This is a genomic window from Nitrospirillum viridazoti CBAmc, assembly GCF_000730165.1.
In the GTDB taxonomy this organism is placed as follows: Bacteria; Pseudomonadota; Alphaproteobacteria; order Azospirillales; family Azospirillaceae; genus Nitrospirillum; species Nitrospirillum viridazoti.
In genome coordinates, this window is record NZ_CP022111.1 from 266,739 (window position 1) to 286,966 (window position 20,228).

At 68.3% G+C, this 20,228-nt stretch carries 19 protein-coding genes; 13 read left to right on the top strand and 6 right to left on the bottom strand.

Features of this window, described 5'->3' with window-relative positions:
- Positions 1-33: 33 nt before the first annotated feature.
- Positions 34-822, bottom strand: coding sequence for an SDR family NAD(P)-dependent oxidoreductase (locus Y958_RS14680; protein WP_088872819.1), 789 nt, complete (start codon positions 820-822; stop codon positions 34-36).
- 173 nt (positions 823-995) lie between these two features.
- Between Y958_RS14680 and Y958_RS14685 the strand changes: the two genes are divergently transcribed.
- Together Y958_RS14685 and Y958_RS14690 are read left to right on the top strand one after the other, a co-directional pair.
- On the top strand, positions 996-1,874 hold the full coding sequence (locus Y958_RS14685) for a TauD/TfdA dioxygenase family protein (protein ID WP_211098658.1): 879 nt from the start codon (positions 996-998) through the stop codon (positions 1,872-1,874).
- A gap of 34 nt (positions 1,875-1,908) precedes the next feature.
- Positions 1,909-3,561 (top strand): GMC family oxidoreductase, encoded by a 1,653-nt coding sequence (locus Y958_RS14690; protein WP_211098659.1) that lies wholly within the window; start codon positions 1,909-1,911, stop codon positions 3,559-3,561.
- 18 nt (positions 3,562-3,579) lie between these two features.
- Here Y958_RS14690 and Y958_RS14695 read toward each other — a convergent pair whose 3' ends face one another.
- Positions 3,580-4,809 carry a CaiB/BaiF CoA transferase family protein gene (locus tag Y958_RS14695; protein ID WP_088872821.1) on the bottom strand — a complete coding sequence of 410 codons (1,230 nt, stop codon included), beginning with the start codon at positions 4,807-4,809 and terminating at the stop codon, positions 3,580-3,582.
- 221 nt (positions 4,810-5,030) lie between these two features.
- Between Y958_RS14695 and Y958_RS14700 the strand changes: the two genes are divergently transcribed.
- From Y958_RS14700 to Y958_RS14745, 10 genes are all read left to right on the top strand, one after another.
- Positions 5,031-5,834 carry an enoyl-CoA hydratase-related protein gene (locus Y958_RS14700; RefSeq protein ID WP_088872822.1) on the top strand — a complete coding sequence of 268 codons (804 nt, stop codon included), beginning with the start codon at positions 5,031-5,033 and terminating at the stop codon, positions 5,832-5,834.
- Positions 5,835-5,838: 4 nt separating this feature from the next.
- Positions 5,839-6,969, top strand: a complete 1,131-nt coding sequence (locus Y958_RS14705; protein WP_088872823.1) for an NADH:flavin oxidoreductase — start codon at positions 5,839-5,841, stop codon at positions 6,967-6,969.
- 8 nt (positions 6,970-6,977) lie between these two features.
- Positions 6,978-7,532 carry a nuclear transport factor 2 family protein gene (locus tag Y958_RS14710; protein ID WP_244909524.1) on the top strand — a complete coding sequence of 185 codons (555 nt, stop codon included), beginning with the start codon at positions 6,978-6,980 and terminating at the stop codon, positions 7,530-7,532.
- Complete coding sequence (locus tag Y958_RS14715) at positions 7,526-8,284, top strand: SDR family NAD(P)-dependent oxidoreductase (RefSeq protein ID WP_088872825.1); 759 nt, start codon at positions 7,526-7,528, stop codon at positions 8,282-8,284. The genes Y958_RS14710 and Y958_RS14715 overlap by 7 nt, the downstream gene beginning before the upstream one ends.
- A 132-nt stretch (positions 8,285-8,416) precedes the next feature.
- Positions 8,417-9,004 carry a GTP cyclohydrolase I FolE gene (folE, locus tag Y958_RS14720; protein WP_088872826.1) on the top strand — a complete coding sequence of 196 codons (588 nt, stop codon included), beginning with the start codon at positions 8,417-8,419 and terminating at the stop codon, positions 9,002-9,004.
- A 44-nt stretch (positions 9,005-9,048) separates the two neighbouring features.
- Positions 9,049-10,212: an acyl-CoA dehydrogenase family protein gene (locus Y958_RS14725; RefSeq protein ID WP_088872827.1), complete on the top strand. Its 1,164-nt coding sequence runs from the start codon at positions 9,049-9,051 to the stop codon at positions 10,210-10,212.
- 8 nt (positions 10,213-10,220) lie between these two features.
- Positions 10,221-11,321: an acyl-CoA dehydrogenase family protein gene (locus tag Y958_RS14730; RefSeq protein ID WP_088872828.1), complete on the top strand. Its 1,101-nt coding sequence runs from the start codon at positions 10,221-10,223 to the stop codon at positions 11,319-11,321.
- Positions 11,318-13,621 carry an acyl-CoA dehydrogenase family protein gene (locus tag Y958_RS14735; protein WP_088872829.1) on the top strand — a complete coding sequence of 768 codons (2,304 nt, stop codon included), beginning with the start codon at positions 11,318-11,320 and terminating at the stop codon, positions 13,619-13,621. Before Y958_RS14730 ends, Y958_RS14735 begins: the two co-directional genes overlap by 4 nt.
- Positions 13,622-13,646: 25 nt before the next feature.
- On the top strand, positions 13,647-14,561 hold the full coding sequence (locus tag Y958_RS14740; protein ID WP_044564019.1) for a crotonase/enoyl-CoA hydratase family protein: 915 nt from the start codon (positions 13,647-13,649) through the stop codon (positions 14,559-14,561).
- Between the two features lie 70 nt (positions 14,562-14,631).
- Positions 14,632-15,846, top strand: coding sequence for an MFS transporter (locus tag Y958_RS14745; RefSeq protein ID WP_088872830.1), 1,215 nt, complete (start codon positions 14,632-14,634; stop codon positions 15,844-15,846).
- A gap of 9 nt (positions 15,847-15,855) precedes the next feature.
- Here the strand turns inward: Y958_RS14745 and Y958_RS14750 are convergent, their stop codons facing one another.
- Genes Y958_RS14750 through Y958_RS14760 form a run of 3 tightly spaced genes read right to left on the bottom strand, consistent with a single transcriptional unit; the run spans position 15,856 to position 18,147 of the window.
- Positions 15,856-17,016 (bottom strand): thiolase, encoded by a 1,161-nt coding sequence (locus Y958_RS14750; protein ID WP_088872831.1) that lies wholly within the window; start codon positions 17,014-17,016, stop codon positions 15,856-15,858.
- Entirely contained in the window at positions 17,013-17,372 is a 360-nt protein-coding gene (locus Y958_RS14755) for a Zn-ribbon domain-containing OB-fold protein (protein ID WP_044564021.1), read from the bottom strand. Before Y958_RS14755 ends, Y958_RS14750 begins: the two co-directional genes overlap by 4 nt.
- A 4-nt stretch (positions 17,373-17,376) precedes the next feature.
- A complete protein-coding gene (locus Y958_RS14760; protein WP_088872832.1) occupies positions 17,377-18,147 on the bottom strand; it encodes an enoyl-CoA hydratase/isomerase family protein in 771 nt (256 codons plus the stop codon).
- A 189-nt stretch (positions 18,148-18,336) separates the two neighbouring features.
- Between Y958_RS14760 and Y958_RS14765 the strand changes: the two genes are divergently transcribed.
- A complete protein-coding gene (locus tag Y958_RS14765; RefSeq protein ID WP_088872833.1) occupies positions 18,337-19,515 on the top strand; it encodes an acetyl-CoA C-acyltransferase in 1,179 nt (392 codons plus the stop codon).
- Between the two features lie 23 nt (positions 19,516-19,538).
- Here the strand turns inward: Y958_RS14765 and Y958_RS14770 are convergent, their stop codons facing one another.
- Positions 19,539-20,225, bottom strand: a complete 687-nt coding sequence (locus Y958_RS14770) for an SDR family oxidoreductase (protein ID WP_088872834.1) — start codon at positions 20,223-20,225, stop codon at positions 19,539-19,541.
- Positions 20,226-20,228 lie beyond the last annotated feature (3 nt).

The following is a 20,228-nucleotide window of genomic DNA, read 5'->3' on the forward strand; positions in this document are numbered from 1 at the left end:
TAGGCGATTTCGATAGGGTGGAAAATCGTTGCCTCAGGTCTCCACCACGACGGGCAGCGACATGATGCCGTCCACGCCGCCATCCACATGCAGCGCGTGTCCCGTCACGTAGGACGAGGCGTCGGAGGCCAGGAACAGGGCCGGGCCGATGATCTCACCGGCGTCGCCGAACCGCCCCATGGCGATGGCGTCGCGGAAGACCTGGGCCCGTTGCGGGTGGCCGACGGTGGGAGCCGCCATGTCCGTGTCGAAGAAGCCGGGCGAGATGGCGTTGCAGGTGACCCCCTGGGGGGCGAACTCCGCCGCGACCGCGCGGGTCAGTCCCAGCACGGCATGCTTGCTGGCTGTATAGGCGGACAGGTTGGGGCGCCCCGTCTCCGCGACGTACGAGGCGAAGTTGATGATGCGGCCCCAGCCGCGCGCCGCCATGGCGGGCCCCAAGGCCCGGCAAAGCAGGTACATGGACGCGACATTGACGTCGAACATCCGCTGCCAGTCCGCGAGCGTTGATGTGGCCAGCGGACCCCAACCGGCGATGGCGCCGTTGTTGACCAGGATGTCGATGGCCGGGCCATCGGTTTCCAGGGCCCGGGCGGCCGTCTCGACGGCGGGCAGGTCGCCCAGGTCGAAGGACTGGATCCGGGCGTTCACGCCCAGGGCGCGGATTTCATCGGCCACGGTTTCCAGCTTGGCGGTGTCCCGCGCCGCCACGACCAGGTTCGCGCCCGCCTGGGCGAAACCCAGCGCGATGGCCCGGCCCAGACCGCGAGAGGCACCGGTGACCAGGGCGGTACGACCGGCCAATGAAAACAGCGCGCTCATCTTCATCTCTCCATCCATGTCGGACGGTTGATAAGCGCGCCTCGCTTTTCTGGAAACAGGCCGGCGCCAGTCATCACAGCGGCGATGATTGGGGGCGGGGGACTCCCCGGCGATGATGAGGCGGGCGTAGACAAGGACGGCCACATCCACCCGCCTGGGAGCTTTGTCAGCCCGTGTCCCTGGTCTCCGCCGCCGCGCCCGCGCTTGCCGCGACGCCCCTCAGCCCCGCCTTGGGCAGCGTCATCACCGGCCTGGATCTGGGCCGTTGCACCGACGATGCGCGGACCATGCGGGCCCTGATCGACCTGTTGCACCAGCGCGGCGTCCTGGTCATCAAGGGCCAGAACCTGTCGGACGCCGACTATGTCCGTTTCGGCCGCCAGTGGGGCCGGCCGCTGGAGTTCTTCATCAAGGAACACCGCCGCCAGGACCATCCGGAAATGATCCGGATCAACAACGATCCGGCGACCCCACCCGCCCTGCGCGACGGCGCTGTCCATTGGCATTCCGACGGAAGTTATGAGGCGGAACCGGCGGCGGTCACCATGCTGTACGGCAAGGAAGCTCCGCGCGAGGGTGGTGAGACGCTGTTCGCCAGCACCGCCGCCGCGTTCGAGGCGCTGCCCGCCGGCCGCCGGATGACGCTGGAAGGGCTGGTCGCCATCCACGAGTTGGGGGCGGCCCCCTGGATCGAAGGGGAGACCCCGCCCGATCCCAACCGGCCCAAGCGGGACATGCCCCGGCAGCGGCATCCCTTGGTCATACGACACCCCGTGACCGGGCGGCGCGCCCTGTTCACCTCGGGCACAGCCTGCGGTATCGAGGGCATGGACCAGGAGGCGGCTATGGCCTTGATCCACTTCCTGCGCGCCCACATCACCCAGCGGCAGTTCCGCATCAGCTACAAGGTGCTGCCGGGCGACATTGTGCTTTGGGACAACTACAGCACGGTCCACAGCGCGACACCCGTCGCCTACTCGGATGCCGAGGGCGAGCGACGCCTGCTGTACCGCATCAGCACCAAAGGCATGCCCGCCTTATGCAGGGCTTGAGCCTCAATCATAAAAATTCGCGATGGGAGGAATCATGGCGCCGGTGGAGGCGGACTACATCGTCATTGGCGCGGGCTCAGCGGGCTGTGTCCTGGCCAACCGGCTGTCCGCGGATGGCCGCACCCGGGTGCTGCTGCTGGAGGCGGGCGGCGACGACCGTCCCTGGCGCAATCCGGCGCATTTCCTGAGCACCGTCAACATTCACCTGCCGGCGGGGTTCACCCGGCTGCTGTCGGATTCCAGGGTCAACTGGAATTACAGAAGCGAGCCGGATCCCAGCACGGGTGGTCGCCAATATGCCGTCCCCCGGGGCAAGGTCCTGGGCGGCTCGTCCTCCATCAACGGCATGCTGTACATGCGGGGCCTGCCGGAGGATTACGACGGCTGGCGGCAGCTGGGCTGCGTCGGCTGGGCCTGGTCCGACCTGGAGCCACTGTTCCGCCGGGTGGAAAACCAGGCGGGGCGGGAGGACGACATTGGCGCGGGCAAGGGTGGGCCCCTTGATGTGGGCGACCCGCCCATCGATCATCCTATGCTGGAGGCGATGCTGCGGGCTTTCCAGGAAGCGGGGGCGCCGCTCAGCCCCGATCTGAACGGCGCCTCGCGCGAAGGGGTCATGCGGGCGCGCCTGAACATCAGCGGGGGCCGCCGGCGGTCCACCGCCGTCTGCTACCTGCACCCGGCGCTGCGCCGGTCCAATCTTTGGGTCGAGACACGTGCCCAGGCGACCCGGCTGCTGTTCGACGGCCGGCGCGTGGTGGGCGTCGAATATCGCCAGGGCGACCGGTTGGTGACGGCCACGGCCGGGCGGGAGGTGCTGCTGTCCGGCGGCGCCATCGCGTCGCCGCAGCTGTTGGAACTGTCGGGGATCGGCCAGGCCCAGCGGCTGCGGGAGCTGGGCATCGCGCCGGTCGTCGACAGCCCGGGCGTGGGTGAGAACCTGGCCGACCACTACTCTTGCTCCGTCAAGGCGCGCCTGCGGACGGGCGCGCCCAGTTTCAACGCCTTGTCGCGTGGAACCGGCCTGCTGGGGCAGATGTTGCGCTATGTTGTCAGCCGTTCGGGGCTGCTTGCACTTGGGGGCTCCAACCTCACGGCGTTTCTGAAGTCCGACCCGGTACTGGATCTGCCTGATTTGCAGTTCTTTGCCAGTCCCGGCACCGTGGATTCGGCGGCCACGCTGAAGACGGGCCGGATCACCATGGAGCACGAGCCGGGCTTGACGATTGCCAGCTATGTCATGCGGCCCCGATCCCGCGGCAGTGTGCATGCTCGCAGTTCCGATCCCAATGACGCGCCTGCCATCGTGCCCAATTATTTGTCGGACGAAATGGACCGGCGTGTCATGGTTGCGGGCCTTAAGTGGTGCCGCCGGGTACTGAACCAGCAGGCACTGGCACCCTATCTGGACCATGAACTGGTTCCGGGAGCCGAGCGGCAGGAAGACGAAGCACTGCTGGCCTTTGCCCGTAAGACAGGGACGACCGCCTATCATCCGGTCGGTACGTGCGCTATGGGGGGCGATGACCGCGGTGTGGTCGATCCGCGGCTGCGTGTGCGCGGTGTCTCAGGTCTCAGGGTGGTGGATGCTTCCGTCATGCCCAGCCTGGTCTCGGCGAATACCCACGCGCCGACCGTGGTCATCGCGGAAAAGGCAGCCGACATGATCCGTGAGGATTCAGCCTGAGGTTCCGGCGAGAAGGGGTCAGATGACCCCTTCGGCCCGCAGCCGCGCCAGCGTGTCGGCGTCGAAGCCCAGTTCGTCCGCCAGCACGGCGTCAGTGTGCTGCCCCAGCATGGGCGGGGCGTCGTAGCGGGTGATAGGGGTGGCGGAGAAATGCAGGGGATTGCGCAGGACCTGCAGGTCCGGCGCCAGGGGGTGGGGGGCTGCCACGGCCATGCCGCGGTGGCGCATCTGCGGGTCGGCGAAGACCTGGTCCAGGGTGTTGATGGGGCCGCTGGGGATGCCGAAGGCCTCCAGCCGCTCCAGCCAGTGGGCCACGGTGTTCCGGCGGAAGATGGCGTCGAACTCCGCCGTCAGGGCGTCGCGGTTCTCCACCCGCAGGATGTTGGTGTGGAACAGAGGATGGGCGGCCAGGTCCGGCCGCTCCACCGCATCGCACAGGCGGCCATATTGAACATCATTGCCAGCGGTCAGCATGATGGCGCCGTCGCTGCAGGGGAACAGGGTGGATGGCATGCCGCCGTTGCCCTGGGTACCCCGACGCACGGGAACCTCGCCTGATGTCAGATAGATCTGGGCGTAATGCGATAGTGCCGCCACCATACAATCCAGCAGGGCGACATCGATGAACTGACCCGTTCCGCCGTTGGCGTCGCGGCTATACAGCGCCGCCAAAATGGCGTTCGACACGTTCAGGCCGGTGATGACGTCGGCGATGCTGGGCCCGACCTTCATGGGGCCGCCGCCCGGCTTGTGGTCCGGCAGGCCGGTCACGCTCATCAGGCCGCTCTGTCCCTGGAAGACCGCGTCGTAGCCCGGCTTCTTGGCATAGGGGCCCGACTGGCCGTACCCGGTGACCGAGCAATAGATGACACCCGGGTTCAGGGCCCGGATGGCGTCGTAATCCAGTCCATAGCGCTTCAGGTCGCCGACCTTGTAGTTCTCCAGCACCACGTCGGCCTTGGCCGCCAATCGCCGGATGATGTCCTGGCCCTGGGCGCAGGCGATGTTGACCGTGACTGATTTCTTGTTGCGGTTTGCCGACAGGTAAAAGGCGTTCTCCCGCGTCGGGTGGCCATCCGGCCCGGTGAGGTAGGGGGCACCGAAGACGCGCGAGTCGTCGCCCGTGCCCGGCCGTTCCACCTTGATCACGTCGGCGCCCAGGTCGGCCAGCATCTGCCCGGCCAGGGGCCCCGCCAACACCCGCGAAAGGTCCAGGACCCGGACATTGCTCAACGGCAGAATGGCCATGCGTTATTTCCCTCTTTCCGAAACCGGCGCGGGTGCGCCTGCCTTCCTGCCGTTCCATACCGTCCCGCCATGATTGGCAAGGCGGCGGCCGTTTCCGGCGGCACCCATCACCCCCATGATGTGAGGGGCTTTCAAGCCGCCCAGGCTCGCCGGCGGGCCATCGGCGCAGTAGATCCGCTGCACCGCCCGGTCGAAGGGCGGCAAGGGGAGGACTGCGGAGCATGGATGACATACTTCGGGACATGCCGGCGCCGGGCGTCTGCCGCCTCACGCTCAACCGTCCCGATGCGCTGAACGCCCTGGCCTACAGCACCTATGAGGCGCTGATCAGCCAGCTCGAGGCGGTGCGTTTCGACCCCACGATTCAGGTCGTCATCCTGACTGGCGCCGGCCGCGCGTTCTGCGCCGGCCACGATTTGCGCAGCGGCGGCAGTCCGAGCTGGGTGGCCGAGGGGCAAGGCAAGGCGCAGGCCAGCCGCGCCATCCTGGCCAAGCTAGGCAACATTCCCCTGTTGATGCGATCCTTGCCGCAGCCCGTCATCGCGGCGGTGAACGGCGTCACGGCCGGTGCCGGCTATTCGCTGGCGCTGGCGGCGGACATCGCCATTGCCGCCCGCTCCGCCCGCTTCGTCAACGCCTTCCACAATGCTGGGACGGGGCATGAGCTGGGGCTGAGCTACCTGTTGCCCCGGGCCATCGGGGCGCAGCGGGCGGCGGAACTGCTGCTGACCGGCCGGCCGGTCCCGGCGGAGGAGGCGGCCGCCATCGGCCTGGTGCTGCGGATGGTCGAGGATGACCGGCTGGCGGACGAGGCGCTGGCGCTGGCCGCCGCCATCCAGGCCAACAGCCCCATCGGCATCGCGCTGACCAAGCAGACCCTGTGGCTGAACGCCGACGCTGGCAGCCTGCAGGCGGCGATAGAGCTGGAGAACCGCGCCATCTTCATCAGCCAGTCGACCGAGGACACGGCGGAAAAACGCAAGGCCTTCTTCGAGAAGCGCGCGCCTGTCTTCGTCGGGCGCTGACGCCATGGACGCGCTGTTCCAGCCCCTCACCATCCGGGGGAACCGCCTGGCCAACCGCGTGGTGATGGCGCCCATGTCGCGTTATCACTGCCCCGGCGGGGTGCCGGGCGCGGATGTTGCCGCCTACTATCGTCGCCGGGCGGAAGCGGGCGTCGGCCTGATCATCACCGAGGGGGTGGGCATCGACCATCCGCGGGCGGTGGATCATCCGGGCGTTCCCCGTCTCCACGGCGACGCGGCCCTGGCCGGCTGGCGGATGGTGGTGGACGAGGTGCACGCCGCCGACGGGGTCATCTGGGCCCAGCTCTGGCATCAGGGGCCGATGTGGAACGTGGAATATGCCGGTGACACGAGCGCCGGCCTGCGGCCATCCGGCATCTGGGGGCCGGCCGACGGCATCATCTCCCTTCCCCATGAGGCGCGGTTCCGGGCGCTGCCCGCCACATCGCCCATGACCGAGGACGACATCCAGGACGTCATCGACGCCTATGCCCGGTCCGCGGGGCGGGCGCGGGCGCTGGGCTTCGACGGCATCGCCATCCATGGTGCCCACGGTTACCTGATCGACAGCTTCCTCTGGCGCCATACCAACCGGCGGGAAGATCGCTGGGGCGGGGACGCACGGGGGCGGGCGGCGTTCGGCGCCGCCGTCATCAGCGCCGTCCGCAAGGCGGTTGGGGAGGAAGTGCCCATCGCGCTGCGTCTCTCACAGTTCAAGATGCAGGACTACACGGCCCGCATCGCCGATACGGCCGATGAATTGGGTGCCCTGCTGGCGCCCCTGGCGGAGGCCGGTGTGGATGTCTTTGACGGCAGCCAGCGCTTCTTCGACAGCCCGCTGTTCGCGGGTTCCACCCTGAACCTGGCCGGCTGGTGCCGCAAATTGACGGGGCGCCTGGCCATGACGGTGGGAGGCGTGGGCTTCGGCAAGAGCCGTGGCCTGGCCCGGCATATCGACGACAGCCAGGCGGTGGACAACAACCTGCCCCTTCTGGTCGAGCGCTTCGGGCGCGGGGAATTCGATCTGGTGGGGGTGGGACGCGCGCTGCTCAACGATCCCGAGTGGCTGCTCAAGGCCCAGGCTGGTGTGCCTTTCAAGCCCTTCGATCCCGCCAATCTGCATCGGCTGACCTGAGAATGGCCATGGACGATCTCCTGCGGCGACTTGATCGATTGGAATCCCTGGCCGCCATCCAGCAACTGCCCGTGCGCTACGCCTTGGCGGTGGATGGTCGGGATCTGGACGCCTGGGTGGAATTGTTCGTGGACGATGTGGACTGCGGCCGCCATGGCAAGGGACGTGCCGCGCTGCGGAGCATCATCGAGCCGCAATTGCGCACCTTCTACCGATCCATCCACCAGATCTGCGGCCACCAAGTGGATCTGACGGACGCCGACCAGGCAAGCGGCGCCGTCTACTGCCGGGCGGAGCATGAGGACGCCGGTCGCTGGGTCGTCATGGCCATCGTCTACTTCGACGACTATGTCCGCCGGGACGGACGCTGGTTCTTCAGCCGGCGGCGGGAAAGGCACTGGTACAGCGCCGATTGGGTCACCCGCCCGGCGGCACCCTTCCGCGATTGGCCGACCCACGATCATCCGCCCCGGCTGCCGGGCGACTTCCCGCGCTGGCGTGACTTCTGGGCAGGCAGCGACCCCGCCGCCGTCGCGGCGTTGACGGAGGAACCCATATGGTGAAGCAACGCTTCGCCGGGCGCTCGGTGCTGGTCACCGGTGGCGCGTCCGGAATCGGCCGGGCCGCGGCCCTGGCCTTCGCGTCCGAAGGGGCCCGCGTGACCATCGGCGACCTGGATGCCCCGGGCGGGGCCGCGGTGGTGGATGAGATCCAGGCCGCCGGCGGTACGGCGCAATTCATCGCCGCCGATTGCACCATCGAAGGCGACGTGGCGGCGCTGGTCGCCGGGGCGGTCGGAGCGTTCGGCCCCCTGGCGCATGCGGTCAACAACGTGGGTCTCTCGCGACCTGGCACGGTCGAGACCACCACGCGCGAGGACTGGGACTGGACCTTGGCCACGACATTGACCGCCACTTGGCTGGGTCTGAAGCATGAACTGCCCGTGATGCTGGCCCATGGCGGGGGCGCCATCGTCAACACCGCGTCCATGTCGGGCAAGATGGTCACGCCAGCAGCCCCGCCGGCCTACGGCGCCGCCAAGGCGGGCGTGATCCATCTGACCGCCTACGCGTCGGCCCTGTACGCGGCGCGCGGCGTCCGGATCAACAGCGTGTCGCCCGGCCTGGTGGCGACGCCGGTCATCGCCCGGATGTTCGACGCGGAACAGCAGGCGGAGATCGCGGGCGGCGGCCAGTCCATCGCCCGGGCCGTCCAGCCGGTGGAGATCGCGGCCACGGTGCTTTTCCTATGCAGCGACGATGCCGCCATGATCACCGGCACCGATACGGAGGTCTGCGGCGGCCGGCGCGCGTGACGGGGGCATGATCGGATAGGCGATAAGGCGCCTGCTTTCCGCACCGCCGCTGGTCCGGACCAGGTGGCGCTTTCTAGGATCATAGGGACATGAGAGCCGGCACTTTCCGTGCCGGACAGGATAACGACACCCATGATGCCGCTCCACACCAACCCGGCCGACGTGCCGGAACCCGTCCAGCAGGCGATACGCACCATCATCGAATGGGCCGGCGATGATCCCAGCCGTGAAGGCCTTGAGGACACGCCAAGGCGCGTGGCGCGGGCATGGCGGGAATATTGCCGGGGCTACGCCGAGGACCCCGCCCGCCATCTGGAGCGCGTGTTCTATGAGGTCGGCGGCTATGACGAGATCGTGCTGCTGAAGGACATCCCCTTCCAGTCGCACTGCGAGCACCACATGGCGCCCATCGTGGGTAAGGCGCACATCGCCTATCTGCCGCGCAACCACGTGGTCGGTATCTCCAAACTGGCGCGTGTGCTGCACGCCTACGCCCGCCGCCTACAGGTTCAGGAGCGCCTGACGGCCGAGGTGGCGGACTGCATCTGGAGACACCTGAAGCCCCAGGGGGTGGCGGTGGTGATCGAGGCGACGCACGGCTGCATGACCTCGCGCGGTGTGAACACCCCCAACGTCGCCATGAAGACCAGCCGCATGATGGGCGTTTTCCGCGACGACGAAAGAAGCCGGAAGGAAGTGCTGGATCTGATGGGCGTCTAGGCGCCCTGGCCCGCTTTGCCCAGCCCTGTTTCATGAGGAAGACGATGCGTGATTGGAATGCGCTGTCCGACGAGGCGTTCCGCCTTGCCGCCCGGGACTTCATCGAAGCGCACTGCCCGGCCCATTTGCGGCGGGGGGAGGAGCATGTGCGCTGGGCGCAGTCCAAGGACTGGTACCACGCCATGGCGGCACACGGCTGGCTGGCGCCGGGATGGCCCGTGGAGCACGGCGGCATGGCGCTGAAGCCGGCCAAGCACCTGATCTATCTGGAGGAGTGGGCGCGTGCCGGCATCTCGCGGGTGATGGAGCAAGGTGTGCTGAACGTGGGGCCGGTGTTGCTGGCGCACGGGACGCCGGACCAGATCGCCCACTACCTGCCGCGCATCCTGTCGGGCGAGGATTTGTGGTGCCAGGGCTTCTCCGAACCCGGCGCCGGATCAGACCTGGCCGGCCTGCGCACCGAAGCGCGTATCGAAGGCGACACCTTCGTCATCAACGGCCATAAGATCTGGACCTCCGGTGCCGTCGACGCCAACCACATCTTCGTCCTGGCCCGTACCGACAAGACGGTGAAGAAGCAGGCCGGCATCAGCTTCATCCTGGTGGACATGAACCAGCCGGGCGTGACGGTGAAGCCCATTGTCACCGTCAATGGCGATGCCGAATTCGCCGAGGTTTTCCTCGACAACGTGCGCGCGCCGGTGGCCAATCTGGTGGGTGGCCTCAACAACGGCTGGCGGGTCGCGCAATCTCTGCTGGGGTTCGAGCGGGTCTGGGCCGGCTCCCCGCATATGGGCCGTCAGGCCATGGATCGGATGGTTCGCGTGGCGCGGCTGGCGGGACGGGACCGTGACCCGGCCATTGTTGATCGCATCGCCCAGCTGCAGCTCGACCTGGCGGACAATAGCGAGATGTACGAGCGCCTGGCCCAGGAAATCCGCGCGGGACACAGCTTCGGCTTCGAGGTGTCGACCCTGAAGATCGTGGCCACCGAGACCTATGCCCGCATCACCGAGCTGACTCTGGAGATCGCGGGTGAACAGGGTGGCCTGGCGGGGGAGGCGCCCTTCGCCGATGGGCCCCTTGTGCTTGGGAAGGCCGACCTGCTGCGCGACTACCTGACGGCGCGGGCGCCCATGATTTATGGCGGCACCGTGCAGATCCACCGCAACATCCTGGCCAAGCGCGTGCTTGGCCTGCCGGCGTGAGACCAACCATGGCGACGGAAAACGACATTGTTGCGGAACTGGCGGCCAGCGCGCAGCGGGTGGTCGCCGACGGGCCGGGGCCCACCGGCGCGCGATCCCGGCGTAGCCAGCTGCCCGGCTACGACCCGTCCTCTCTCGGACTGCTGACGGATCTCGGCTGGCTGGGCATCCTGGTGCCGGAGGAGGATGGCGGCATCGGGCTGGGCTTGCCTGAGATGGCGGCCGTGGTGCGGGAATTGGAAAAGGGCCTTATGGGGGAGCCGCTGCTGCCCTACGCGGTCCTTGGCGCCCGGGTGCTGGTTCATGGCGACGGCCCGGCCCGGGCGGCACTGCTGGCCCAGGTACCGGCCGGGGAATGCCTGGCGGCCCTGGCCCTGGATTTCAATGGCGCCTTGCCGGCCGTGACCGCCGTTCCCGCCGACGGGGGCTGGCGCCTTTCCGGTCAGGCCGGCTCCGTCGTGGGTGGGGTTTCCGCCACCCATCTGCTGGTGCCCGCCCAGGCACCGGATGGGGTGCGCCTGTTCGCCGTGCCGGCGAACAGCCCCGGTGTGACGAAGGCTCATCTCTGGCGCGCGGACGACACGCCCTTGGGGCAGGTCGCGCTGGCCGAGGTGGTCGTTGGGAATGGTGAGGTGTTGGCCACGCCCGCGGCGGCGGAGACGGCCGTGGCACGCGCCCTGGATGAAACCCGCATCGTCGTGGCCGCCGGCTTGCTGGGACTGTCGGAGCATATGCTGGCCATGACCCTGGTTTACATGGGCGTGCGCAAGCAGTACGGCCAGTTGATTGGTTCCTTCCAGGCGCTGCAGCACAAGGCCGTCGATCTCTACATCGACAAGGAACGCGCGGCGGCGGCGCTGCAGTTCGGTCTGGCCACCGGCGGCGACCCGGCCACCCTGCCGCTGGCGGCGGTGCGGGCCAAGGGCCGATGCAGCGACACCGCCTGCCGGGTGGCGCGAGACTCCATTCAACTGCACGGCGCCATCGGCTTCACGGACGAACATGACCTGGGCCTGTACGTCAAACGGGCTCTGACCTTGTCCGCCTGGCTGGGCAATGCCGGCGAGCAGCGTCGGCGCTTCATCGACATGGGGTGGGCTTTGGCATGAGCGACAGCATCGACTTGGCGGAGTTGCGCGCCAGCATCCGCGACGTCTTGGTCCAGGAGGCCGACAGCGTCCGCGTCCACGCCCATGTCGACCGGCTGGCTGGCGCGATGGCTGGAGGCCGGGTGACGGCGGATTGTTTTCATGACAGGGCGTTGGCGGCCACGGTCGCGTCCCTAGGCTGGGCGGGGCTGGGCGTCACCGAGGCCGACGGCGGCTTGGGCCTGGGCATGGAAGCCCTGGCCGTCCTTCATGAGGAACTGGGGCGATGCGTGGCGCCTATTCCGCTGCTGTCCACCTATCTGGTCGCCGACGTTCTGGGCCAGGCGCCACATGTGGTGCGCGACCGCTGGCTGCCGGCTTTGCTCTCGGGTGAGATTTTCGCCGCCTACGCCCCGGCCACGCGGCTGGCCGGTGACCGCCTGACCGGCCAGGTCACGCACGTCCTGGACGGCGCGTCGGCGGGTGTCTTCCTGCTTGGCCTGAAGGGCGGACGTCTGGCCCTGGTTGCCCGGGATGCGCCGGGGCTTACGGTTACGCCGGTACCGGCCGTGGATCATACGCGCGGAATGGCGCATCTGGCCTTGCAGGATGTGGCGGTGGATCTGCTTCCCGTGCCGGCGGCCGTCGCCGACCGCCACGCCGCCCTGGCGCTGGCCTGTGACAGCCTGGGCGGCGCCCAGGCGGTGCTGGAGAAGACGATCGAGTATCTGAAGGTCCGCACGCAGTTCGACCAGCCCCTGGGGCGGTTCCAGGCGCTGAAGCACCGGGTGGCCGACCACAAGCTGCGGCTGGAGGTCGCCCGGTCCCTGGTGGCCGAGGCGTTGGCGGCGGAGGAGGGTGACTGGGCCCTGGGCCTGGCCCAGCTGGCCCGCGCCGGCGCCAATGCCGCCTATGTCGCCATCGCGGATGATGCCGTGCAGCTTCACGGTGGCATCGGCTTCACCTGGGAACTGGACATCCACCTCTATCTGAAACGGGCCCGCCTCAACCGAGCCCTGTTCGGCGGGGACGATTCCGCGATGGATTTGGCGGCGGCCGCCTTGGTCACCGTTCCGCCGGCACCGGCCGTGGCACCGGTTGCCGGCGCGCCTCGCCCCCTTGACCACGTGTCGAACGAAGAGGCGTTCCGGGCGGCCGTCCGGGCTTGGCTGTCAGCCGTTGTTCCCGCCGATTGGAAGGGCCGCCTCTTGGGCGCGCCGGAGGAGGACTACGTCGCCTTCCAGCGCCGCTGGTTCGATGAATTGAAGAAGGTTGGGCTGGCGACGCCGCACTGGCCGAAGTCCTGGGGCGGCGAGGACCTGCCGCTGACGCACGCCGTCATCCTGAATGAGGAGTTGGCCCGCGCGGACGCGCCGCGGCCGGACATGTTCACCGTGTCCCTTTTCCATTTGCCGGCCACCTTGTTCGCCTACGGCACGCCGGTGCAGCAGGAGCGCTATCTCACCGGTGTGCGCGATCGGGGCGAGGTCTGGTGCCAGGGCTTTTCCGAGCCCGGTGCCGGCTCCGACCTGGCCAGCCTGCGCACACGGGCGGAGAAGCGGACCAGGGAGGATGGTCGGGTCGTCTACGTGGTAAACGGACAGAAGGTCTGGTCCTCCTACGCCGCGAACGCCCGCTATTGCCTGTTGCTAGCCCGCACCGATCCGCAGGCACCGAAGAAACAGGCCGGCATCTCCTACTTCATCATGGATATGGACGCCCCGGGCGTGACTTGCCGTCCCATTCGCCAGATGAACGGCGGGGCGGAATTCTGCGAGCTGTTCCTGGATGACGTGGAAATCCCGGCGGAGAACCTGATCGGCGCCGAGGGCGAGGGTTGGCGCATCGCCCAGGCCACGTTGTCGGCGGAGCGGGGGCTGATCATCGTGGACTTGGTGGAACGTTTGCGCTTCGCCATGGAAGGACTGCTGTCCGCAGCCGGTACCGGCGCTGTCGGCTGGTGGTCCGACTCCGCGCACCGGCGCGCCTTCATGGGCCATTACGGTCGCATGCTGGCGGTGCGGCGCACCATCCGCGACATGATGGCGGAGGTGGCGGCTGATCCCCATATGGGCGCTTCTCCCCTGCCGACCTACGTGAAGCTTCTCTACTCGGAACTGCTGCACGAGCACACCGCTTTCCTGCTGGACCGTGGCGGACCGGCGGTGCAGGTGGCGCGACCACGGCTGACCGGCGACGGCAACCAGGCTGTGGGTCCCTATGAGGCTTACCTGTGGAGTTACGCCTGGACCATCGCCGGCGGCGCTAACGAAGTGCTGAAAAACATTGTGGCGGAACGGGTCCTGGGTTTGCCGCGCTGACGCGGTCCCGGGCGGGAGGAAGACAATGAGCGACCAGCGCAAATGGCTGAAGTCGGCCGATACCCTGTTGTTCGAGGTGGCGGACGGGGTTGCGACCATCACCCTGAACCGGCCGGAGAAGCGCAACGCCCTCGGCGCCCAGATGCTGGAGGAATTCCGGCAGGCGTTGCTGGAGGCGGACGACCGCACGGACGTCAACGTCATCCTCATGCGCGGTGCCGGTCGTGACTTTTGTGCCGGTTACGACCTGATGGGCAGCTACGGCGGGGCCGGGGATGCGGCACCGGCCTATGACCCGGCTCAATACCGGACCCGTGCCGGCACCCTGGACGACGACATCTGGAACCTGGCCCGCCAGCAGGACCTGACCCTGATCCTGCTGGACCTGCACAAGCCGGTGGTGGCTGAGGTCCAGGGCAACTGCTTGGCCGGCGGCACGGATCTCGCCTTTTCCTGCGACCTGGTCATCGTGGCGGACGATGCCAAAATCGGCTTTCCGGCGGCGCGGGCCAACGGCACGCCGCCCACCAACCTGTGGCTCTACCATTGCGGGCCGCAGTGGGCCAAACGGATGCTGTTCACCGGCGACACCATCTCGGGCTTGGACGCCGCCCGCATCGGTCTGGCGCTGGAGTCCTATCCGCCGGACCGGCTGGCCGATGAGGCGCTGGCCCTGGCCCGGCGCATCGCCCACGTCGACGCGGAGATCCTGGCTACCCACAAGCGGGTGGTGAACCTGCAGCTGGAACTGGCCGGCGCACGGACGGCGCAGCGCTTCGCCGCCGAGCTGGATGCGCGCGCCCACCTTTCCCAGGGACCACGCCGCCGGCGGTTCCGCCAGGATATGGCGGAGAGCGGCCTCAAGGAGGCGCTGAAGCAGCGTGACGCGCCCTTCGGCGACGGCCGGGTGCGCCTGCGCGCGCGCGGGCAGCCGGACTGATGTCGGCGGCATCGGCGTAGGACGCGACCGCGTCCGGCGTTTGAGGGCACAAAAACAAGCAGGGGGACGCATGGAATATCTGTCGGCCACGGCCAGGCTGGAGTGGCGCAATCATTGGCGCGTGGTGGTGGGCTCCGGTATCGGCATGGCCTGCGGCTATTCGGCCTTCCCCTTCGTCGCCAGCCTGTTCGTCCAGCCCTTGGAACAGGCCTTCGGCTGGACGCGGGGCCAGCAGGCCCTGTCGCACAACGCCAATCTGGTGGCGGCCCTGCTGGCGCCCTTCATCGGGGCGCTTGTGGACGCACGCGGGGTGCGGCGGGTGTTGCTGCCGGCCATCGGCATCGTCGGCCTGTTCTACGCCGCCCTTGCCAACCTCACACCGTCGCTCATCCATTACTACGCGGCCATGTCCTGCCTGGTGCTGACCGGTATGGCGACGACGGGTCTCTCCTACACCCGGGCCGTCACCAGCTGGTTCCGGCAGTCGCGTGGCCTGGCGCTCGCGGTGTCGCGCCTGGGATTGGCTGTCGCCGGCGCCCTCCTGCCCATGGCCATCTACGGCGCCATACACCGCTGGGGCTACGCGGGCGGCTTCTACACGCTGGCCGGGGTTATTCTGTTGCTCGGGTGGCCCGTAAGCTGGGCCTTGGTATCCGACCGGCGCGGCACGGCGGAGGAGCGGCAGCAGGTCGCCGCAGCAGGCTGGCGCCTGTGGCCTAGCCTGCTGCGCAACCGCCGTGTCCTGCTGATGTGCCTGGCCGCCGGCCTCACCTATGGGCCGGCCATCGGTCTGTTGACGCAGATGCAGCCGCTGCTGGTCTCTAAGGGCGTCGCTCCGGCCACGGCCGCCGGCCTGTTGAGCCTGCTGGCCGTCTCCACCTTCCTCGGCACGCTGATCACTGGGGCCATCGTTGACCGGATCTGGGCCCCCATCCTGGGTTTCCTGTTCACCATGGGGCCGGTGGCGGGGTGCGCGGCGCTGATGGCCCTGTCCACCCCCGGCACCGGCGTGGCGGCCGTCGCCGTGGTCCTGATCGGCCTGGCCCAGGGGGCGGAGATCGACCTGATCGGCTACATGATCGCCCGCTATTTCGGTATGCAGGCGTTCTCGGCCATCTACGGCCTCACCGTGCTGGCCACCGGCGTCTGTTCCGCTGCCGGCGCCATGGTGATCGGACAGCTGTACGACCGGTTCGGCAGCTACAACCCCGCTTTGGGGCTGGCGGCCGGCTGCTTTCTGATCGCGTCGTTCACCTATCTGCTGCTGGGCCGCTATCCGCGCTGAAACCGTAGACTAAACTGTGGCTGCGGTGCCCAGCACCACGGTGGCTTGGCTGGACAGCACGCCACCGTTGCCGTGGGCCAGCGCCAGATGGGCATCTGGTATCTGGCGTTCCCCCGCTTCGCCCCGCAGCTGGCGGACGGCTTCCACCAGCAGGAACAGGCCGTACATGCCGGGATGGACACAGGATAGGCCGCCGCCGTTGGTGTTCACGGCCAATCGGCCGCCGGGGGCTATGGCACCATCTGCGACGAACCGCCCCCCTTCACCCTTGGGGCAGAATCCCAGATCTTCCAGGAACAGGATGGGGGTGATGGTGAAGGCGTCGTAGAGCATGACCAGGTCGATGTCGCGCGGCCGTACCTTCGCCTGGGCATAAGCCTGCGCGCCCGACCGCGCGGCGCCGGTGACGGTCAGGTCCGGCATGCCCGAGATTTCGCGGTGGGTCACCGCATGGGCGGCCCCCAGCACGGCGATCGGCGCCTTCCGACAATGCCGTGCCCGGTCGGCGCGCACCATGACGATGGCGGCGGCACCGTCGTTGAACAGGCAGCAATCGCGTACGCTCAAGGGGTCGGACACCATGCGGGCGCCCAGCACGTCGTCGATGGACAGGGGGTCGCGGACCGCGGCCTCCGGGTTCAGCTGGGCCCAGCGCCGGGCCGCCACCGCCACCTCCGCCAGGTGTTCCCGTGTGGTGCCGTACAGATGCATGTGCCGGCTTGCCGCCAGCGCGTAGGAGGAGATGGGGGCCAGCGGCTGGTAAGGCGCCTCCCAGGGCGAGGGGCGGGTCATGCCCACGGCCTTGGGTGGAACACTGGCCGGGTTGGACCCATAGGCGATGAGGGCGCAATCGATCAGCCCGGCGTCCAGTGCCAGCGCCGCTTGCTGCACATAGACCTCGAAGGCGGAACCGCCGGTGCGGTTGCAGTCCGTCACCTTGGGCTGCAGGCCCAGATACTCGACCAGCTCCATGCCGCCCAGCGCCTCATAGGGGGCTGAGGTGTAGACGGCGTCGACGTCGGCCAAGGTCAGGCCAGCGTCGGCCAAGGCTATCAAGGATGCTTGGGCGGCCATATCCACGGCCGCCACCCCGGGGCAGCGGCCGATGCCGAAGGTGGCGGCGCCAACGATGGCGGTCTTACCGCGGGGGAAGCCGTGCTTATGAGTCATGCAGGCACAAAAACCAGCGTCGGCTGGTCTCCCAGAATATCGATGCGGGCACGGACGGCCATGCCGATACGAACGGTGTCGGCGGCGATGTCCACCACCCGGCTCATCAGGCGCGGCCCCTCCGCCAAGTCGACCAGCACTACATTGTAGGACTCGGCAGGGTCCTTCTTGCGAACCACTGTCACAGCATGGACCCAGCCCTGGCCCGACGCTTCCACCCAGTCCAGATCCTGGGCGCCGGTGCCGGGCTCAGCCACGCGGGGATGAAAGACATGGCGGCCGGTGGACCGGCTGCGCTGGATCATGAAGCGACCCTGGGCCAGATGCGCCCGCCACTCCTCCTCAGGGTGCAGCATGACCTCAGGCCCCCGTGAACTGGGGCGGCCGCTTCTCGCGGAAGGCGGCCAAGCCCTCGTGATGGTCGTCCGTGCGACTGGCGATGGGCTGCATGGTGAATTCCATGTCCAGGAACTGGTCGAAGGAGCTGGATGCCGCCAAGTCGAACTGGCGCTTGGCCAGGCCCAGCGCCACCGTGGGACCGGCGGCGAAGGAGTTCGCCAGCTCCAGCGCCCGGTCCATCAGGTGCTCGCCATCCACCTTCTCCAGGGCCAGGCCCAGGCTCACGGCTTCGTCGGCCCGGATCATGCGGCCGGAATAGGCGATTTCCTTGGCCCGCATGGCGCCCACCTGCTGGCGCAGCAGCCAGGCCGATCCGCCATCGGGCGTTAGGCCGATGTTGCGGAAAATTTGGGCGAACTTGGCCCGTTCCGACACCAGAACAATATCGCAGCATAGGGCATAGGCCCAGCCCACGCCCACGCAGATGCCCGGAACGGCGGCGATGGTCGGCTTTTTCAGGTGGTAGATCGCGCGGGCGATGCGGTGCAGGGTGTGCATGCGCTCCAGTGAGCCGTTGATGCCGCCCTGGCCCATGTTGCCCACATCCATGCCGGAGCAGAACTCCCCGCCCGCGCCGGTCAGCACGACGGCCCGGATGGCCGGGTCCAGGGCGATGGCCTCGAACGCCTCCCACAGCTGGCGGCGCATTTCCTGGGTGATGGCGTTCTTCGTCTCCGGCCGGTTCAACGTGACGACGGCGACGCTGTCGCGCTGGTCGACGGTAATGGTCATCGGGCTTTCCTTCCTGGAATGGCCTCTGGGTAGGGCGTGTCGTTCCCGTTTCCGCCCCTGTCCGCCTGAGGTCAAGGCAGGGGGGGCTTATAATCGGAAGCGCGATGGATTCCGGCACCGTCTTGGTGTCTCGGCGACGCACCTCTTACCTAGGGTCCGATAGTTCTTGTGACTGAAAGGGTCGCCCCCATGAAGGAAGCCGCCATCGTCGCCACCGCCCGCACGCCCATCGGCAAGGCGCATCGCGGCGCCCTCAACAACATCCACGGCGCCAGCATGGCCGCCCATGTCATCACTGCGGCGGTAGCGCGAGCGGGGCTGGAGCCTGGCGAGGTGGAGGATGTCCTGCTGGGAACGGCGCGGGCGGAGGGGGCGGTGGGCTCCAACATCGCGCGCCAGGCGGCGCTGCGGGCGGGCCTGCCGGTCACCGTCGCCGGCGTCACCTTGGATCGCAAGTGTTCCTCCGGCCTGCAGACCATCGCCATGGCGGGGCAGCGCATCCGCTCGGGCGAAGGGGGCATCTACATTGCCGGCGGGGTCGAGACCGTGTCGCTGGTCGATCCCCACCGCAACAAGTTCCGGAACCAGGACGAATGGCTGGCGGAGCATCTGCCCGAGGTCTATTGGCCTATGATCCGCACGGGGGACACCGTGGCCCACCGCTATGGCATCGGCCGTGAGGCGCAGGACGTCTTTTCGGTGGAGAGCCAGCGCCGCACCGCGGCCGGCCAGGCCGAGGGCCGGTTCGAGGCGGAGATCGCGCCCATCACCACGGTCAAGAATGTGGTGGACAAGGGCGGCGCTGTGACGGGCCAGGAAACGGTGACCTTGACGCAGGACGAGGGCAACCGCCCGGGCACCACGCTGGCCGCGCTGTCCAATCTGAAGCCTGTGTATGAGGGCGGTACCATCACGGCTGGCAACGCCAGCCAGTTGTCTGACGGGGCCAGCGTCTGCGTGGTGATGGAGGCGGATGAAGCCGCCCGCCGCGGCCTACCCATCCTGGGTCTGTTCAAGGGGATGGATGTCGTCGGCTGCGCGCCGGATGAGATGGGTATCGGGCCGGCGGTGGCCGTGCCCAAGCTACTGGCCAAGCATGGCCTGACGGTGGATGACATCGATCTGTGGGAGATGAACGAAGCCTTCGCGGTCCAGGTCATCTATTGCCGGGACAAGCTGGGCATAGACAACGACCGCCTGAATGTCGACGGTGGCGCCATTTCCATCGGCCACCCCTTCGGGATGTCCGGCTCCCGCCTCACTGGCCACGCCCTGATCGAAGGCTGCCGTCGGCGGGCCCGGCGAGTGGTGGTCACCATGTGCATCGGCGGCGGCATGGGGGCCGCCGCCCTGTTTGAAATTCCCTGATCCCCAGCGGCCGGGGCGCCGGTTCAGGCACCCCTCATAACCGGGATGAGGGCGCCGGTGATGGCGCGGGACGCGGGAGAGGCCAAGAACAGGATGACGTCGGCCAGCGCCTGGGGGCTGACCCAGGTGCCATGGTCGGCATTGGGCATGTCCGCGCGGTTAGCGGGGGTATCGATGATGCTGGGCAGGACGGCGTTCACGGTGATGTCCTGGCCCGCCAGCTCGGCCGCCAGACTTTCCGTCAGGCGGTGGACGGCGGATTTGGCGGCGGCATAGGCGCCCATGCCGCCATCGGCGTGCACCGCGCCCTTGGCGCCGATGTTGATGATGCGCGCGCCGGCACGTCGCAGCAGGCTGGGCAGGGCCGCCTTGGTCATGGTGGTCGCGGTCACGGCGTTCATGGCGTAGAGCCGCGTCCAGGTGTCGACCTGCCCGGTTCCCAGCCTTTCCCATTTGAAACCGCCGGCGACGTTGACCAGGACGTCCACGCCGCTCCAGGCCTCGACCACGCGGGTGACGACGTGGCCGGCGGCATCGGTGTCGGTCAGGTCCACGCCCCCCAGATCCAGGCCGCCGTCGGGCGTGGCATCAGTGGCGGCGGGGGCGTGGTCCACCCGGGCCACCCGGTCGCCCTGGGCCGCGAAGGCGGCGGCCACGACGCGGCCCAGGGCGCCGAAGCCGCCGGTGACGATGACGGTGCGCTTGGTCATGGG

Coding starts and splice junctions, on each gene's coding strand:
- Y958_RS14680 (WP_088872819.1), bottom strand. CDS start 822: ATGAGCGCGCTGTTTTCATTGGCCGGTCGTACCGCCCTGGTCACCGGT.
- Y958_RS14690 (WP_211098659.1), top strand. CDS start 1,909: ATGGCGCCGGTGGAGGCGGACTACATCGTCATTGGCGCGGGCTCAGCG.
- Y958_RS14695 (WP_088872821.1), bottom strand. CDS start 4,809: ATGGCCATTCTGCCGTTGAGCAATGTCCGGGTCCTGGACCTTTCGCGG.
- Y958_RS14700 (WP_088872822.1), top strand. CDS start 5,031: ATGGATGACATACTTCGGGACATGCCGGCGCCGGGCGTCTGCCGCCTC.
- Y958_RS14705 (WP_088872823.1), top strand. CDS start 5,839: ATGGACGCGCTGTTCCAGCCCCTCACCATCCGGGGGAACCGCCTGGCC.
- Y958_RS14710 (WP_244909524.1), top strand. CDS start 6,978: ATGGACGATCTCCTGCGGCGACTTGATCGATTGGAATCCCTGGCCGCC.
- Y958_RS14715 (WP_088872825.1), top strand. CDS start 7,526: ATGGTGAAGCAACGCTTCGCCGGGCGCTCGGTGCTGGTCACCGGTGGC.
- folE (WP_088872826.1), top strand. CDS start 8,417: ATGATGCCGCTCCACACCAACCCGGCCGACGTGCCGGAACCCGTCCAG.
- Y958_RS14725 (WP_088872827.1), top strand. CDS start 9,049: ATGCGTGATTGGAATGCGCTGTCCGACGAGGCGTTCCGCCTTGCCGCC.
- Y958_RS14730 (WP_088872828.1), top strand. CDS start 10,221: ATGGCGACGGAAAACGACATTGTTGCGGAACTGGCGGCCAGCGCGCAG.
- Y958_RS14735 (WP_088872829.1), top strand. CDS start 11,318: ATGAGCGACAGCATCGACTTGGCGGAGTTGCGCGCCAGCATCCGCGAC.
- Y958_RS14740 (WP_044564019.1), top strand. CDS start 13,647: ATGAGCGACCAGCGCAAATGGCTGAAGTCGGCCGATACCCTGTTGTTC.
- Y958_RS14745 (WP_088872830.1), top strand. CDS start 14,632: ATGGAATATCTGTCGGCCACGGCCAGGCTGGAGTGGCGCAATCATTGG.
- Y958_RS14750 (WP_088872831.1), bottom strand. CDS start 17,016: ATGACTCATAAGCACGGCTTCCCCCGCGGTAAGACCGCCATCGTTGGC.
- Y958_RS14755 (WP_044564021.1), bottom strand. CDS start 17,372: ATGCTGCACCCTGAGGAGGAGTGGCGGGCGCATCTGGCCCAGGGTCGC.
- Y958_RS14760 (WP_088872832.1), bottom strand. CDS start 18,147: ATGACCATTACCGTCGACCAGCGCGACAGCGTCGCCGTCGTCACGTTG.
- Y958_RS14765 (WP_088872833.1), top strand. CDS start 18,337: ATGAAGGAAGCCGCCATCGTCGCCACCGCCCGCACGCCCATCGGCAAG.
- Y958_RS14770 (WP_088872834.1), bottom strand. CDS start 20,225: ATGACCAAGCGCACCGTCATCGTCACCGGCGGCTTCGGCGCCCTGGGC.